Below are 15,224 nucleotides of genomic sequence, written 5' to 3'. Positions count from 1 at the left end.
GTCACCGGCGGTCGCGCACCTCGCGCCGGCCGCCGGTCCTCCGCCGCCCCGCCCGCCGCCACGGGGGCGGGCGGCTCCATCATCAGAAAGGTTCACCCCATGACCGCACCGAACGGCCGGGGGCTTCTGCACCTGGCCGCCGCCCTCGACCAGGAGGCGGCCCACGACGCCGCCCCGTACGTGGAGTCGGCCCGGCTCGCGGAGCGCGGTGCCCTCGACTTCGTGACGCTCGGCGACACCTTCGCGCGGCCCGGACCCGACGCGCTCTCCGTGCTGTCCCGGGTCGCGCCCGCCACCACCCGGATCGGCCTGGTGCCGACGGTGACGACCACGCACACCGAGCCCTTCCACGTCCAGGCGGCCGTGGCGACCCTGGACTGGGTCAGCCGCGGCCGGGCCGGCTGGCGCCTGGACGTGTCGACGACCGAGGGCGAGGCCCGGCTGTTCGGGCGGCGCCGCGCCGCGCCCGCCGAGGCGCTCTGGCAGGAGGCCGGCGAGGTCGCCGACGTGGCCGCCCGGCTCTGGGACAGCTGGGAGGACGACGCCGAGATACGCGACCGGGCGACCGGCCGCTTCATCGACCGGGACAAGCTGCACCACGTCGACTTCCAGGGCACCACCTTCTCCGTGAAGGGCCCCTCCATCGTGCCGCGGCCCCCCCAGGGCCACCCCGTCCGGGTCGTCGACGCGACCGGGGAACACGCCCGGCGGGTCGCGGCCCGCCACGCGGACGTGGCGATCGTCCGGGCCGTGAACGCCGCCCAGGCCGACGCGCTCCGCACCGAACTGCGGGAAGCCGCCGCGCGGTCGGGCCGTGACCCGGACGCGCTGCGTGTCCTCGCCGGTCTCACCGTCGACCTCGGTGACGGCGAGCACGCGGCGGACCCCGGCCACGGCGGGGGAGGGCCCCGGCAGACCGCGCAGGGTCCCCTGTACCGCGGCGGCCCCGTGGACCTCGCCGAACTGATCGCCGCCTGGCACGAGGCCGGTGCCGCCGACGGCTTCCATCTCACACCCGTCGCGCCGCGCCGTGACCTCGAGCGGCTCGTGAACGGCACGGTCGCGCTGCTCCAGCACCGCGGCCTGTTCCGCACCTTCTATCCGGGCAGCACGCTCAGGGAACACCTGGGACTGGCGCGGCCCGTCAACCAGTACGCCGTGGCAGGGGGAGCGTCATGACCGTCCGTCCGTCCGCGCGCAAACAGATCCATCTGGCGGCCCACTTCCCGGGCGTCAACAACACCACGGTGTGGGCCGACCCGCGGTCGGGGTCGCAGATCGACTTCACGTCCTTCGAGCGCCTCGCCCGCACCGCCGAACGCGGTCTGTTCGACTTCTTCTTCCTCGCCGAGGGGCTGCGGCTGCGGGAGCACAAGGGGCGCATCCACGACCTCGACGTCGTGGGCCGGCCCGAGTCCCTCACCGTCCTGAACGCCCTCGCCGCCGTCACCGAGCGGCTCGGGCTCGCCGCCACGGTCAACGCCACCTTCAACGAGCCGTACGAACTCGCCCGCAGGCTCGCCACACTGGACCACCTCAGCGCCGGCCGGGCCGCCTGGAACGTGGTCACCTCCTCCGACGCCTTCACCGGCGAGAACTTCCGCCGCGGCGGCTACCTCGACCACGCAGACAGGTACACCCGCGCCGCCGAATTCGTGGCCACAGCACGGGAGTTGTGGGACTCCTGGACACCGGACGGCGTGCCGCGCCCGTTCGCCCACCGGGGCCGCCACTTCGACATCACGGGTGAGTTCACCGTGCCCCGCTCCCCGCAGGGGCACCCCGTCGTCATCCAGGCCGGGGACTCGCCGGAGGGGCGGGAGTTCGCCGCGTCCGCCGCCGACGTCATCTTCACCCGGCACGGCACCCTGGAGGCGGGCCGCGCGTTCTACGCCGACGTGAAGGGGCGGCTGGCGGCGTACGGGCGCGCACCCGAGGACCTCAAGATCATGCCGGGCGTGACCGTCGTGCTCGGCGACACCGCCGCCGAGGCCCAGGAGAAGGCGTACGGGATCCGCCGCCGGCAGGTCTCCCCGCAGAACGCGCTCCTCGCGCTGGAGCAGATCTGGGGCGTCGACCTCGCCTCGTACGACCCGGACGGGCCCCTTCCCGACCTCGACCCGGTGCCGGACTCCGAACTCGCGCAGGGCCGGACCCGGCTAGGCGACCCCTTCGCCATCGCCGCCAGGTGGCGTGCCCTGTCGCGCGCGAAGGGGCTGTCCATCCGGGAGACCGTGATCGAGGCGACCGGCCGCCAGTCCTTCATCGGCACCCCGGAGGCGGTCGCCGCCGATCTCGACGAGTTCGTGCGGACCGACGCCGCCGACGGCTTCATCCTCGTGCCGCACCTGACACCGGGCGGGCTCGACGAGTTCGTGGACAAGGTGGTCCCGCTGCTCCAGGAGCGGGGCGCGTTCCGTACGGAATACACCGGGACGACGCTGCGCTCGCACCTCGGGTTGCCGGATCCGGTATGGAAGGGTTGATCACATGACGACGGACGCATCCCAGGACTGGAAGCACTGGCACGAGCAGCGCACCGAGACGGTGACGGCGCCCTACGGCCCGCTCTCCCTGACGGGCACGCACTGGCTGGAGGATTATCCGGAGGGTCGACTTCCGGACATCCCGGGGCGGTGGGCCGCCGAGGGCGACGCGGTAGTGCTGACGGCCGGGGAGACCGACGGCCTCACCGTCGACGGAGCGCCCTTCGGTGGCGAGATCCGGCTGGTGGCCGACTCGGGACCGGCCGCCGCCGCCAGGGTCGGACACGGTGAGCGCCGGCTCGTCGTCCTCGCCCGCGAAGGGGTCTGGGGCGTACGCGACTTCGACCCGGCGTCCCCGGCGCGGCGGGCCTTCCAGGGCATCGACGCCACCCCGTACGACGCCCGCTGGTCGGTGCCCGGACACTTCACGCCCTACGGCGAGAGCCGCACCGTGCGGGTCGAGAACGTGGACGGCCGGACCCGGGGTCTGGGGCTCGGCGGAGTGCTCGCCTTCACGCTGGACGGACAGGACCTCACCCTCCAGGTGTCGGTCGAGGGCGACGGCACGCTCTGGGCCGTCTTCGCCGACACCACCAGCGGGAACGGCAGTTACCGCTTCCGGTTCCTGCGCCCCGCGGCACCGGACGCCGACGGCGGTACGACGGTGGACTTCAACCGCTCGCTGCTGCCGCCGTGCGCCTTCGCCGACCACTTCGTCTGCCCCTTCCCGCCGCCCGGGAACACGCTGGGCACGGCGATCGAGGCGGGGGAGCGCAGACTGCGGTGAACCCGCTCGGGGAAGCCGGGGCGCGGAGGGTTCGCTGATCAACTCCCTTGTGGTGAGCGCAAGTTGAACGCTGCACGGCCGAAAGGCGCCCTTGCGCCGGTCGGCCGTGCAGCCGAATATTCCCCACAGCGCTTGTCAGGGGCACGCCTTGTTCGGAATCCGGACGGACCCCTGGCTGCGCCTCACGGGCCCCGACCCCACGCGGGCCCCCGACTTCCCTTCGGAGGAACGACACGTGAGGATCAAGCGCACCACCCCCCGCAGCGGCATATCGAGACGGTCCCGGCTGATCGCCGTGAGCACCGGACTCGTGGCCGCCGCATCGTTCGCGGTCCCCAACGCGAGCGCGTCCGACGTGCACACCTTCAGCGCCACCCAGCTGAGCAAGGTGAACAAGTCGGTGCTCGCCTCCGACATCGCGGGCACCGCCTGGGCGGTCGACCAGAAGACCAACCGCGTCGTCGTCACCGTCGACAGCACGGTGTCGAAGGCCGAGATCGCGCAGATCAAGCGGGACGCCGGCAGCAACGCCGACGCCCTCACCATCAAGCACACCCCGGGCAAGTTCAACAAGCTGATCTCCGGCGGCGACGCCATCTATGCGAGTAGCTGGCGCTGCTCGCTGGGCTTCAACGTCCAGGACAACAGCGGGAACTACTACTTCCTCACCGCCGGTCACTGCACCGACGGCGCGGGCACGTGGTGGTCGAACTCCGCGCACACCACCACGCTCGGCACGACCACGGGCTCCAGCTTCCCGACCAACGACTACGGCATCGTCCGGTACACCAACTCGTCGGTCACCAAGTCCGGCGCGGTGGGCAGCCAGGACATCGCCAGCGCGGCCACGCCGTCCGTCGGCACCACCGTCTACCGTCGCGGCTCCACGACCGGCACGCACAGCGGCCGGGTCACCGCGCTCAACGCGACGGTCAACTACGGCAGCGGCGACGTCGTCTACGGCCTGATCCAGACCACGGTCTGCGCCGAGCCCGGAGACTCCGGCGGCCCGCTGTACGGCGGCTCCACCGCCTACGGTCTGACCTCCGGCGGCAGCGGCAACTGCTCCTCCGGCGGTACGACGTTCTTCCAGCCGGTCACCGAGGCCCTCAGCGCCTACGGCGTCCACGTCTACTGAGACAGGCGCACCGCACCCGTACGGCCGGACGCAGCCGGCGGCACCCGGGCCCCCGCACGCGACCGGCGTGCGGGGGCTCGCCGGTCGCCGGGGCACTCTCGGCGACCGGTGCCCGGATCGGCGACGGTTCACCCTTCCGGCGGGAGTCCCGCACCCAGCGGTCGTGGTGGCGGGACTTCGTCGTGGTGCGGGCCGGTCACCCGGGCCGGGGGGAGACCTCGGCCGGGGCACGGCGCTTCTCGCGCAGGGACGCCGCGAGGAGGGTCACCGCGCTTCCCACCACCGCCCAGGCGGAGAGCACCAGCAGCGAGACGGTCACGTCGTTGCCCTTGAAGTAGGCGATCGAGCGGGCGGCCCAGGTGCCGGCGCCGGGCGGCAGGGCCGGCCCGATCGCCTTCCAGAAGGGCGGCAGCATGGGCAGCGGGAAGGCGCCGCCCGCGCTCGGGTTGCCCGCGATCACGATCAGCAGGATGGCGAGCCCGATCCCGACGATCCCGAAGAGGCCCTGCAGGGCCAGCGTGGCCGCGCCGACCGCGAAGGTGATCAGCGCCCCGAGACCCCACAGCGCCCAGACGCTGCCGGGCAGGGCGCCGAGGACCGGCCCGACGATGACCGCGCCGCCGAGCCCGCCGGTGACCGCGATGAGGGCCATCACGGCGAGCCGGATCGCCGCGCGGCGCGGGTTGGCCGGCCGGGCGCCCGAGCTGATCGCCAGGATCGACGCGGCGAGATAGCCGCCGACGCACCAGCCGACGACCAGGTAGAAGGACGAGAGCCCGTCGAAGTCCTGTTCGGAGGCCGGGGCCAGGTCGACCACCCGGACCGTGCGCCGCTCGCTCTTCTCCAGGGCGGTGGTGAGGGTGCCCAGCGTGTTGGCGAGGGCCGCGCCCCCGCCGGAGGCGACCAGCAGTGTGTCGGTGGTGCCGGACGGGTCGACCACCAGCGCGCCGTCGATGTCGCGGTTCATGATCTGCCGGCGTGCCGCGGCCGCGTCGGGGACCGTCCGCGCGTCCAGCGGCCCGCCCGGGATCTGCCGCAGCCTGCTCACCGTCTGCTCGGCCGCCGCCGCCTGGGGCGCGACGACTCCGAAGGGCACGTCCCTGGGTCTCGGGTCGTGCAGCGCGCCCACGTAGGAGGCGACGAAGAGCAGCTGGAGGGCGATCACTCCGATGACGAGGAGCGTGGCCCGTGGGGTGACCGCGTCCCTCACCTCGGTGAGAAAGGACGTACGCGGGGTACCGGCACCGGCTGTCTGCGTCATGCCCCCACGCTCCGGGCGGCCCGCTGTTTGCGCAGGTGGGACAGGCCCGAATGGATGTAGCACGCTTGTTCGAAAATTGGTCTATGGTGGAGGTGAGGCAGTTGGGAACTAATGTTCGAGAGCCCGGCCAGGGGCTCACGGGTGCGGGAGGTGCGTGTGCCGGGGTTCACGCATCTGCACACCGTCTCCGGGTTCTCCGTGCGGTACGGGGGCTCGCACCCGGAGCGGCTGGCCGGGCGTGCCGCCGAGCGGGGCATGGACGCCCTCGCGCTCACCGACCGGGACAGCGTCGCGGGCGCGGTCCGGTTCGCCAAGGCGTGCGCGAAGGCGGGCGTCCGTCCGCTGTTCGGTGCCGAGCTCGCGGTGGGCGAGCCCGGACGCGGGGAGAAGCGCCGCACCCCGGTCCGCGGCGGCGCCTTCGTCGACGAGTCGGCACCCCGCGCGACCTTCCTCGCCCGGGACGGTGCGGCCGGCTGGGCGGACCTCTGCAGAATCGTTACGGCATCGCAGGGCGGTGAGGGCCCGCCGCTGCTGCCCCGGGCGGACAACCACGCCGAGGGGCTGACCGTCCTGCTGGGCCCCGCCTCGGACGTCGGCCGCGCGCTCGCCGCCGGCCGTCCCGACCGGGCCGCGGCACTGCTCACGCCGTGGCGGGAGGGCTACGGCGACGCCCTGCGGCTGGAAGCCGTGTGGCACGGCCGGGCGGGCACCGGCCCCGGCTCCCTGCGGCTGGCCGCGCGCACCGTCGGCTTCGCGGCCGAGCAGGGGGTGCGCCCGGTGCTCAGCAACGCCGTCCGGTACGCCGATCCCGGCATGGGCCCGGTCGCCGACGTCCTGGACGCCGCCCGCCGCCTCGTCCCCGTCGACCCCCGGCGCGAGCTGGACAGCGGCGAGGCCTGGCTCAAGGACCCGGGCGCCATGCTGGGCGCCGCCGAGCGGATCGTCGAGGCCGCCGGCTTCCGCCGCGACACCGCGTACCGGCTGCTCGAACAGACGCAGGCCACCGCCGCCGAGTGCCTCGTCGACCCCGAGGACGACCTCGGCATCGGGACCGTCCACTTCCCCGAGCCCCACCTCGTCGGGGCGGGCCGCCGCACCGCCCAGCGCGCCCTGGCCTCCCGGGCGGCGGCGGGCATGGTGCTGCGCGGCTACGCCGGGCGCCGGGACTACTGGGAGCGGATGCACCGGGAACTCGACATCATCGCCCACCACAACTTCGCCTCCTACTTCCTGACGGTCGCCCAAGTCGTGGACGACGTGCGGGAGATGGGGATCCGGGTCGCCGCACGCGGTTCCGGTGCCGGCTCGCTGGTCAACCACCTCCTCGGCATCGCGCACGCCGACCCCGTCGAGCACGGGCTGCTGATGGAGCGGTTCCTGTCCAAGCGCCGCTCGGTGCTGCCCGACATCGACATCGACGTGGAGTCCGCGCGCCGGATCGAGGTCTACCGGGCGATCATCGGCCGGTTCGGCACCGAGCGGGTCGCGACCGTCGCGATGCCCGAGACCTACCGCGTCCGGCACGCCATCCGCGACGTGGGCGCCGCGCTGTCCATGGACCCGGCCGACATCGACCGGATCGCCAAGTCCTTCCCGCACATCCGCGCCCGCGACGCCCGCGCCGCCCTGGACGAACTGCCCGAACTGCGGCAGCTGGCCGGGGAGAAGGAGAAGTACGGGCGGCTGTGGGAGCTGGTCGAGGCGCTCGACGCCCTGCCGCGCGGCGTCGCCATGCACCCGTGCGGGGTTCTTCTCTCCGACGCCTCCCTCCTCTCCCGTACGCCGGTCATGCCGACCAGCGGCGAGGGCCTGCCCATGTCGCAGTTCGACAAGGAGGACGTCGAGGACCTCGGGCTGCTCAAACTCGACGTCCTCGGGGTGCGGATGCAGTCCGCGATGGCGCACGCCGTGTCCGAGGTGGAGCGGGCGACGGGCGGCTCCGTGGACCTGGACGCCGTACCGCAGGGCGACCCGGCGACGTACCGGCTCGTCCAGTCCACCGAGACGCTGGGCTGCTTCCAGATCGAGTCGCCGGGCCAGCGGGACCTGGTCGGGCGGCTGCAGCCCGCGACCTTCCACGATCTCGTCGTCGACATCTCGCTCTTCCGGCCGGGGCCGGTCGCCGCCGACATGGTGCGGCCGTTCATCGAGGCACGGCACGGCCGCGCGCCCGTCCGCTATCCGCACCGGGACCTGGAGGGTCCGCTGAAGGAGACGTACGGAGTCGTCGTCTTCCACGAGCAGATCATCGACATCGTCGACATCATGACCGGGTGCGGGCGCGACGAGGCGGACCGGGTGCGGCGCGGGCTGTCCGACATGGAGTCGCAGGGGCGGATCCGCATCTGGTTCGCCCAGCACGCGGCGGCGAAGGGCTACGACGCGGAGACGATCGCGCGCACCTGGGAGATCGTCGAGGCCTTCGGTTCGTACGGCTTCTGCAAGGCGCACGCCGTCGCCTTCGCCGTACCGACGTACCAGTCGGCGTGGCTGAAGGCGCATCACCCCGCCGCCTTCTACGCGGGGCTGCTCACGCACGACCCCGGGATGTATCCGAAGCGGCTGCTGCTCGCGGACGCGCGGCGCAGAGGGGTGCCGATCCTGCCGCTGGACGTGAACCGGTCGGCGGTCGCCCACCGTATCGAACTGGTGTCTGAATACGGGGGAGTCAAGGACGTCTGGGGCGTGCGGCTGGCCCTCTCCGACGTGCACGGCATCAGCGAGGCCGAGGCGGCACGGATCGCGGACGGACAGCCGTACGCCTCACTGCTCGACTTCTGGGAGCGGGCCCGGCCGAGCCGGCCGCTCGCCCAGCGGCTCGCACAGGTCGGCGCCCTCGACGCGTTCGGCGCCAACCGCCGTGATCTGCAACTGCACTTGACGGAGCTGCACCGGGGCGCGCGCGGCGGGCGCGGCGCCCAGCTCCCGCTGGCAGGCGGCCGGCGGACGGCGTCGGCCGGGCTGCCGGACCTCGACGAGGCGGAGAAGCTCAGCGCCGAGCTGGGCATCCTCTCCATGGACACCTCCCGCAACCTGATGGACGACCACCGGGAGTTCCTCCAGGAGCTGGGCGTGATCACGGCCCGCCGGCTGCGGGAGGCGCGCAACGGTGAGACGGTCCTGGTCGCCGGCGCCAAGGCGGCCACCCAGACCCCGCCGATCCGCTCGGGCAAACGCGTCATCTTCTCCACGCTGGACGACGGCACGGGCCTGGTCGACCTCGCCTTCTTCGACGACTCCCACGACACCTGCGCGCACACCGTCTTCCACTCCTGGCTGCTCCTCGTGCGCGGAGTGGTCCAGCGCCGCGGCTCACGCGGCTTCAGCGTGGTGGGGGCCGCCGCCTGGAACCTCGCGGACCTGCTGGAGGTGCGCCGGGAGGAGGGCCTGGACGGCGTGGCCGCACGGCTGGCCGAGGCGGACAGGGCGGACAGGGCGGCCGAGGGCGGCTCCGACGGTCCTCCGCGGGACGGCGACGGACCGTCCCGGGCCAGGCTCGCGGGCTCGGAAGGGCGGCCCCGCCCGGCCGGCTCCGCCGCCCAGGACCCGATGGCCGGCCGGAGCATCCGCCTGCCCACGGGGTTCCAGATGCACCCCTGGGCCGATCTGAAACCCGCGGGCGAAGGGCCCGCGGGGGGAAAGAAGTTGTGGCACCAGTCTCCGGGGAGTGCGGGATGACCATCCTCTGCGTACGTTTCCAGCTGCCTCCGATGTCCGAGGCCGCCCTGCCCGAACTCATCGGCATGCTCGAGGAGTTCACTCCGGTCGTCGAGGCGCTGCCGCCCGACGGGGCGCTCGTGGACCTGCGGGGCGCCGAACGGTACTTCGGCCGGGGCGTCGTGGAACTCGCCTCGGTGATACGGGTGCGGGCCCTCGCGCGTCACGGCGTGGACTGTGTCATCGGGGCCGGCCCCGGACCGATGCTGGCGCGCATGGCCCTGCGGCAGGCCACGCGCGGCGGGACCCGGGTGGTGTCCGGCGATCCCGGCTCCGTCAGGGAGTTCCTCACGGACCAGCCGGTCGCCGCACTGCCCGGCGTCGGCGCCGCCACCGCCCGCACCCTGTGCGAGTACGGCCTCGACACCCTCGGCAAGGTCGCCGCCGCCCCCCTGTCCACCCTCCAGCGGCTCACCGGCGCCCGGGCCGGCCGCGAACTGCACGAGAAGGCCTCCGGCGTCGACCGCGGCCGCGTCGTCCCGAACGCCGCGGCGCGCTCGCTGGCGACGGAACGCCCCTTCGCGCAGGACGAGTTGGATCCCGGACGGCACCGCAGGGCGCTGCTCTCCGCGACTGAGGAGCTGGGCACCCGGCTGCGCTCGCTGGAGCAGGTGTGCCGCACGCTGACGCTCACCGTGCGCTACGCCGACCGCTCCGCGACGACCCGCAGCCGCACGCTGAAGGAGCCGACCGCCCACTCCTCGGCACTCACGGCCACCGCGTACCGCATGTACGAGGCGCTCGGCCTGCAACGCGCCCGGGTGCGGGCGGTCGTCCTGCGCGCCGAGGGGCTGGCCCCCGCCGAACAGGCCTCCTACCAGCTCACCTTCGATCCGGTGGACGAGAAGGTCCGCCGGGTCGAGGAGGCGGCGGACCGGGCGCGGGCCAGATTCGGACCGCATGTGATCGTGCCGGGGACGCTGGCCGCGTAGCCGGCCCCGCTCGCCGCGGCCTCAGTTGGCCCAAGGGGGCGTGATCCGTGTGCCGTCGGCCAGTTCCGCCTCCAGACCGACGGACGTGGTGACCCAGGAGACCGCCGGCTGCCCCGTGGGGTTCTCCACGCCGAGAGTCGCACCGGCGTTGACGATCAGGACGTCGCCCGCGGTGATCCGCTCGGTGCGGCCGTCGAGGGTGACCAGAAGCTCTCCGGAGACGAGGTGGAAGATCTCCTCGCGGTTCACGGTGTGCAGCGGGGCCCTGGTGCCCGCGGGGATCTCCCCGCGCCAGGCACACAGCTCCCGGCTGCCGCTGCGGGGAGCGGCGTACGAGAGGAAACGGGCGCCGTGCATCTCGTGGACGACGGCTTCGGACGAGCGGACGACGGGCATGGCGAACCTCCACTGGGACATATGGTCAAGTTGCTTGACTATATGGTCAGGCAGCTTGACCACTTCGTCAAGGGTGTTTCAATGCTCCTGTGCACAATTCCGAGGCCATGGCCCTGTCCGCCGCCCTGCTCGCCGTCGCCGGTGAGCTGACGCAGCGCATCCACGCCGGTGTCGTCGCGCGCGGCTTCGAGGGACTGCGTCCCGCACACGGCTTCGCGTTCGCCCGGCTCGCCCCGGACGGCGCGACGGCCACCGATGTCGCCGCCCATCTGGGGATCACCAAACAGGCCGCGAGCCAGCTCGTCGACGAGCTGGTCCGCAAGGGGTACGTCGAGCGCCGGCCGCACCCCGGGGACGCCCGCGCCCGGCTGCTCGTGCTGACCGAGCGGGGACGGGCCTGCACGCGAGCCGCGGAGGAGGCGGCGGCGGAGGCCGTGCGGCCGTGGGCCGAACTGCTGGGCGAGGACGAAGCCGACCGGCTGTGCACGCAGTTGACGCGCATCTCGCCCCGGGGCCCGATCCGCCCCGCGTGGTGAGGCCGAACCACAGGACCCGGTCACCCGTGCGAGTTTTTGCCGACGCGTAACTTCACACTTGCGCTACTCGTTCGTAACTTGACGAGTGAACAGCATCCTCGTGATCCGGATCACAGGGCGTACGCCGTCGCCACTCCCTTGAACCGCAAGGAGATCACACGATGCTGCCCTGGAAGCGTGCCCTCGGACCCCTGGCGGCCCTGCTGCTGGCCGCCGCCACCGCCGTCCCCGCCGCCACCGCCCAGGCGGACACCGCCACCGCCCAGGGCCGGGGCCGGGGCTGGAACGACTACTCCTGCAAGCCCTCGGCCGCCCACCCGCGCCCCGTCGTCCTCGTCCACGGCACCCTCTCCAACTCCGTCGACAACTGGCTGACCCTCGCCCCCCGTCTGGTGGACCGGGGCTACTGCGTCTACTCGCTCGACTACGGCCAACTGCCGGGCGTCCCGCACTTCCACGGCCTCGGCCCCGTCGACAAGTCGGCAGGACAGCTCCGGGTCTTCGTGGACAGGGTGCTCGCCGCGACCGGCGCCGCCGAGGCCGACCTCGTCGGCCACTCGCAGGGCGGCATGATGCCCCGCTACTACCTCAAGTTCCTCGGCGGGGCCGCCAAGGTGAACGCCCTCGTCGGAATCGCGCCCGACAACCACGGCACCACCCTCGACGGACTCGCCAAGCTCTTCCCGTACTTCCCGGGTGCCGAGGCCCTGCTGTCCGCGAGCACGCCGGGACTGGCCGACCAGGTGGCAGGCTCCGCCTTCCTCGCCAAGCTCAACGCGGGCGGTGACACAGTCGCCGGCGTCCACTACACGGTGATCGCCACCAAGTACGACGAGGTGGTCACGCCGTACGCCTCGCAGTTCCTCAGCGGCCCCGGCGTCCGCAATGTGCTGGTGCAGAAACTGTGCGCCGCCGACTTCTCCGGGCACGTGGCGATCGGCCTCCTCGACCGGGTCGCGTACCACGAGGTGGCGAACGCCCTCGATCCGGCGCACGCCACCGCGACCACCTGCGCGTCCGCGCTCGACTGACCACCTCGGCCGAGCAGTCCGGCCGCCGCGAGCGGGGTCCGCCCGGCCTGAGCCGCCGGGCGGACCCCGGACCCGTTCGCGACCGGGCGCGAAGTCGCGTCGCGTCAGCGGCCGTGGCGACCGCCGGCCACCGCGCGGCGCCTGACCGAGGCGAACAGCGCCGCGGCGCCGACGGCCAGGGCGGCCGCCCCGCCGACCGCGAGATACGAGGTGCCCGGATCGCCACCCGTTTCTGCCAGGTTCTCCGAAGTCCCCGCTGCGGCGGGCCGGTTCACGGTGCCGGCGGCCGGCTCGGCGTCGTCCGCGCCGGAAGCCGCGGGGAGCTCCGCGTCGTCCGCGCCCGAGGCCGCGATGGGCTCCGCCGACGTGTTGGCATCGTCGTCGCCGTGGCCGTGGTGCTCCACGGTCGACTTGTCGGCACCGTCCTCGATCTGCTCCTCGGAAGGCGCGGAGGCCGACGGGGCGGGGGCGGAACCGCCGCCGCTCCCCGCGGAACCGCTGCCCTCGTCGCTTCCGGCTCCGCCGCCGAAGGCGACGTCCGAGCAGGAGTAGAAGGCCTCCGGGCTGTCCGAGCGCTGCCAGACCGCGTACAGCAGCTGCTTGCCGGAGCGCTGCGGCAGCGTGCCGGAGAAGGTGTAGAAGCCGTTCGCCGCGGCCGGGTCGGTCTTCGCGGCGACCGGGTGAGCCAGGTCCAGGTCGCCCCAGCCGAGCGGCTTCGACGGGTCGTAGCCGTCCTTGGTGATGTAGACCTTGAACGTGCCCCTGTGCGGGGCGGTCACCCGGTACCTGAAGGTGTACGAGCCGCTGCTGACGCTCGTCGCCGGCCAGTCGGCGCGGGGCAGGTCGAGGCCCCTGAACTCGTCGTTGCCGGCGCTGCACAGCGTGCCGTCGGCGATCAGCCGCTGGTGCCGGCCGTCCGCGTCGCCGATCCGGATGCCGTTCCAGTCGTAGAGCGCCTGCGTGCCACCGGCCGCGACGGCCGCCTTGCAGGCGGCCGACTTCGGGCTCTCCGGGCCCTCCGCGTAGCACTGGGACACCCGGCTCACCGGGTCGCCCATCGTGCCGTGCGCCGCGGCCGGCGCGGTGGCGAGCGCGGTCAGCGCGAGCGGGACGACACCGGCGTAAGCGACCGCGGCGGCCGTGCGGCGAGCGGGCATGAAGACTCCTCGAAACGGTCCTGAACTGTGGGGCGCTCAGCAAGCTAGCCCGAGGAATCCGCGAAATCCCCTGCTGGGAGCGGGGCACGGCGATCTTTATGGTGGGGTTAAGGGGGCGCTGAGACTGCGATCAGGTAGGTAACGTTCCGGGTATGGACGAGGCTTCGACAGACGCAGGGGTGCCGGGGATCCGGCCGGCGGGTGCCGCGGACGTGGCCGCCGTCGCGGCCGTGACCGACGCGGCGTACCGGCCGTACATCGCGCGCATCGGTGTGGTGCCCCAGCCCATGGAGGCGGACCACGCGGCGCAGGTGGCGGCGGGGCGGGTGTTCGTCACGGGGGAGCCCGTCACGGGTCTGGTGGTGGTCGAGGCGCGCGTGGACCATCTGTTCCTCGACAGCATCGCCGTCCACCCCGACGCCCACGGGAAGGGCGTCGGGGGACGGCTGCTCGCCTTCGTCGACGCACGCGCGCGTGCGCTCGGGCTGTCCGAGGTCAGGCTTTGCACCAACGCGATGATGTGGGAGAACCAGAAGATCTATCCGAGGTTCGGCTACGAGGTCGTGGAGCGTCGTGTCGACGGTCCCTATGACCGCGTCCACTACCGAAAGCGGCTGCTCTGACGCTCTCCGCAGTTGTCCGGGGCGGTCGACGGTGGGCGGGGCTCAGGAAGGGCGGGCGTCCGGACGGCGTGGATCAGCCGTCGGGCCACCAGGTGCGGTGGATGTCCTTGCGGACCTCCGGGCGCTCCGTGGGGCGCTCGTCGGCCTCGTCCCGCACGCGACGGGAGTCCGACCTCTTCAGGGGCTTCTGCACGGTCACACGGCGCATGGCTGCCTCCTTGGCCTACCGGGTTCCGCGACTCCACGGAGGCAGACCCTGCTGGGGAGCGTTCCTCATCGGTCGGAATCTGTCAGTGGCGGTGGTCACGATCCGACGGTCCGCCGGACTGTCAGTGGTGGGTGTCACCCTGGCCACATGACCATTAACGGCGACGGCCAAACGTCGGGCGTCGACCGGGAAGCGGAGTCCGTCACTTTCGACGACGCGCCGGATCACGGTCTGCGTGGCCCCCCGGTGCGCGATTCCCGGGCCGCCCGGCTGCGGAAGTGGCTGCCGGAGTGGGCCTCGGACGTCCTCGACCTGGGACGGGGGCCGGGAAGTCTGTCACTCCTCGCCTTCGAGCAGGGGCACCGGGTCACCGGTGCCGACCTCTCCGTCCATGGTCTCTCAGGCCCGCGCGAAACTCGCGGGACGCGACGCGGTGTCCATGGCCGGTGACGCTGCGCTGCCACCGGTGAGGGAGGAGCGGTTCGACGTCGTCCTCGTGCGCCACGTCCTGTGGACGCTGCCCGATCCCGGGCGGGTGCTGCGCCACTGGCGCGGGCTGCTGCGTCCCGGCGGGCGGCTGGTGCTGACCGAGGACGAGCGGTACGCGGTGGTGGCGCCGCGTGAGGCGGTGCCGGAACCGAGGATCGCCGTGAGTGACGGGTACCGAGCCCGGCGGGCGCTGCCCGGGGGACTCGGCGACCCGTCGGGCGCGGTGGGTGACGGGTCGCCGGGGCCGAGCGCGCCCCGGCCGCCGCCCCGGTCTCCCGTCGAGCGGTGTTCGGCTCCGAGTCCAGTTGTCCCCGAGCGGTTCTAGAACGAGGACCGAACCGGCCCGGGGCTGTCGTCGGGCCACCGCCGGGCAGTACGGGCCCGGGCCCGGACGCGAGGCCGGCATGCCCGGTCCCGGGGCCGGGCGCGATACCGGGGCACTCCCCGCTCCGGCCCGGCGTCG

General features: G+C 73.2%; 13 protein-coding genes and 1 pseudogene. 10 read left to right on the top strand and 4 right to left on the bottom strand.

Annotated elements, in window-relative coordinates; all coding sequences use genetic code 11:
- Positions 1-99 precede the first annotated feature (99 nt).
- The 4 genes from AC0ZLC_RS13700 (at position 100) to AC0ZLC_RS13685 (ending at position 4,411) form a co-directional block, all read left to right on the top strand.
- A complete protein-coding gene (locus tag AC0ZLC_RS13700) occupies positions 100-1,179 on the top strand; it encodes an LLM class flavin-dependent oxidoreductase (protein ID WP_476752203.1) in 1,080 nt (359 codons plus the stop codon).
- Entirely contained in the window at positions 1,176-2,486 is a 1,311-nt protein-coding gene (locus AC0ZLC_RS13695; RefSeq protein ID WP_476752202.1) for an NtaA/DmoA family FMN-dependent monooxygenase, read from the top strand. The genes AC0ZLC_RS13700 and AC0ZLC_RS13695 overlap by 4 nt, the downstream gene beginning before the upstream one ends.
- Positions 2,487-2,490: 4 nt before the next feature.
- Positions 2,491-3,273, top strand: coding sequence for a DUF1684 domain-containing protein (locus AC0ZLC_RS13690; RefSeq protein ID WP_476752201.1), 783 nt, complete (start codon positions 2,491-2,493; stop codon positions 3,271-3,273).
- A 235-nt stretch (positions 3,274-3,508) separates the two neighbouring features.
- Positions 3,509-4,411, top strand: a complete 903-nt coding sequence (locus tag AC0ZLC_RS13685; protein WP_476752200.1) for a S1 family peptidase — start codon at positions 3,509-3,511, stop codon at positions 4,409-4,411.
- A 196-nt stretch (positions 4,412-4,607) separates the two neighbouring features.
- Here the strand turns inward: AC0ZLC_RS13685 and AC0ZLC_RS13680 are convergent, their stop codons facing one another.
- Positions 4,608-5,672 carry an ABC-2 transporter permease gene (locus AC0ZLC_RS13680; RefSeq protein ID WP_476752199.1) on the bottom strand — a complete coding sequence of 355 codons (1,065 nt, stop codon included), beginning with the start codon at positions 5,670-5,672 and terminating at the stop codon, positions 4,608-4,610.
- Positions 5,673-5,828: 156 nt separating this feature from the next.
- Between AC0ZLC_RS13680 and AC0ZLC_RS13675 the strand changes: the two genes are divergently transcribed.
- Both AC0ZLC_RS13675 and AC0ZLC_RS13670 read left to right on the top strand, forming a co-directional pair.
- Positions 5,829-9,350 (top strand): DNA polymerase III subunit alpha, encoded by a 3,522-nt coding sequence (locus AC0ZLC_RS13675; protein ID WP_476752198.1) that lies wholly within the window; start codon positions 5,829-5,831, stop codon positions 9,348-9,350.
- Positions 9,347-10,321 (top strand): DNA polymerase Y family protein, encoded by a 975-nt coding sequence (locus tag AC0ZLC_RS13670; protein WP_476752197.1) that lies wholly within the window; start codon positions 9,347-9,349, stop codon positions 10,319-10,321. Before AC0ZLC_RS13675 ends, AC0ZLC_RS13670 begins: the two co-directional genes overlap by 4 nt.
- Before the next feature lie 21 nt (positions 10,322-10,342).
- On the opposite strand, the gene AC0ZLC_RS13665 is transcribed toward AC0ZLC_RS13670, so the two are convergent.
- Entirely contained in the window at positions 10,343-10,717 is a 375-nt protein-coding gene (locus AC0ZLC_RS13665) for a cupin domain-containing protein (protein WP_358855582.1), read from the bottom strand.
- Between the two features lie 89 nt (positions 10,718-10,806).
- On the opposite strand from AC0ZLC_RS13665, the gene AC0ZLC_RS13660 reads away from it, so the two are divergent.
- On the top strand, positions 10,807-11,253 hold the full coding sequence (locus tag AC0ZLC_RS13660; protein ID WP_476752196.1) for a MarR family winged helix-turn-helix transcriptional regulator: 447 nt from the start codon (positions 10,807-10,809) through the stop codon (positions 11,251-11,253).
- Positions 11,254-11,414: 161 nt separating this feature from the next.
- Positions 11,415-12,284 (top strand): esterase/lipase family protein, encoded by an 870-nt coding sequence (locus AC0ZLC_RS13655; protein WP_476752195.1) that lies wholly within the window; start codon positions 11,415-11,417, stop codon positions 12,282-12,284.
- Positions 12,285-12,388: 104 nt separating this feature from the next.
- Here AC0ZLC_RS13655 and AC0ZLC_RS13650 read toward each other — a convergent pair whose 3' ends face one another.
- On the bottom strand, positions 12,389-13,441 hold the full coding sequence (locus AC0ZLC_RS13650) for a lytic polysaccharide monooxygenase auxiliary activity family 9 protein (protein ID WP_476752194.1): 1,053 nt from the start codon (positions 13,439-13,441) through the stop codon (positions 12,389-12,391).
- A gap of 152 nt (positions 13,442-13,593) precedes the next feature.
- Here AC0ZLC_RS13650 and AC0ZLC_RS13645 point away from each other — a divergent pair, with 152 nt between their 5' ends.
- Positions 13,594-14,064 (top strand): GNAT family N-acetyltransferase, encoded by a 471-nt coding sequence (locus AC0ZLC_RS13645; protein WP_476752193.1) that lies wholly within the window; start codon positions 13,594-13,596, stop codon positions 14,062-14,064.
- Positions 14,065-14,137: 73 nt separating this feature from the next.
- Here the strand turns inward: AC0ZLC_RS13645 and AC0ZLC_RS13640 are convergent, their stop codons facing one another.
- The gene (locus AC0ZLC_RS13640) at positions 14,138-14,272 is read right to left on the bottom strand and encodes a hypothetical protein (protein WP_358855575.1); all 135 of its coding nucleotides are present in this window, start codon (positions 14,270-14,272) and stop codon (positions 14,138-14,140) included.
- 147 nt (positions 14,273-14,419) lie between these two features.
- Here AC0ZLC_RS13640 and AC0ZLC_RS13635 point away from each other — a divergent pair.
- A pseudogene (locus AC0ZLC_RS13635) lies at positions 14,420-15,086 on the top strand (class I SAM-dependent methyltransferase).
- The last annotated feature ends 138 nt before the right edge of the window (positions 15,087-15,224 follow it).

Source organism: Streptomyces sp. GLSS-08 (assembly GCF_056387915.1).
Note: the sequence above shows the minus strand (reverse complement) of the source record. Positions and strands in the feature narration are given on the sequence as shown.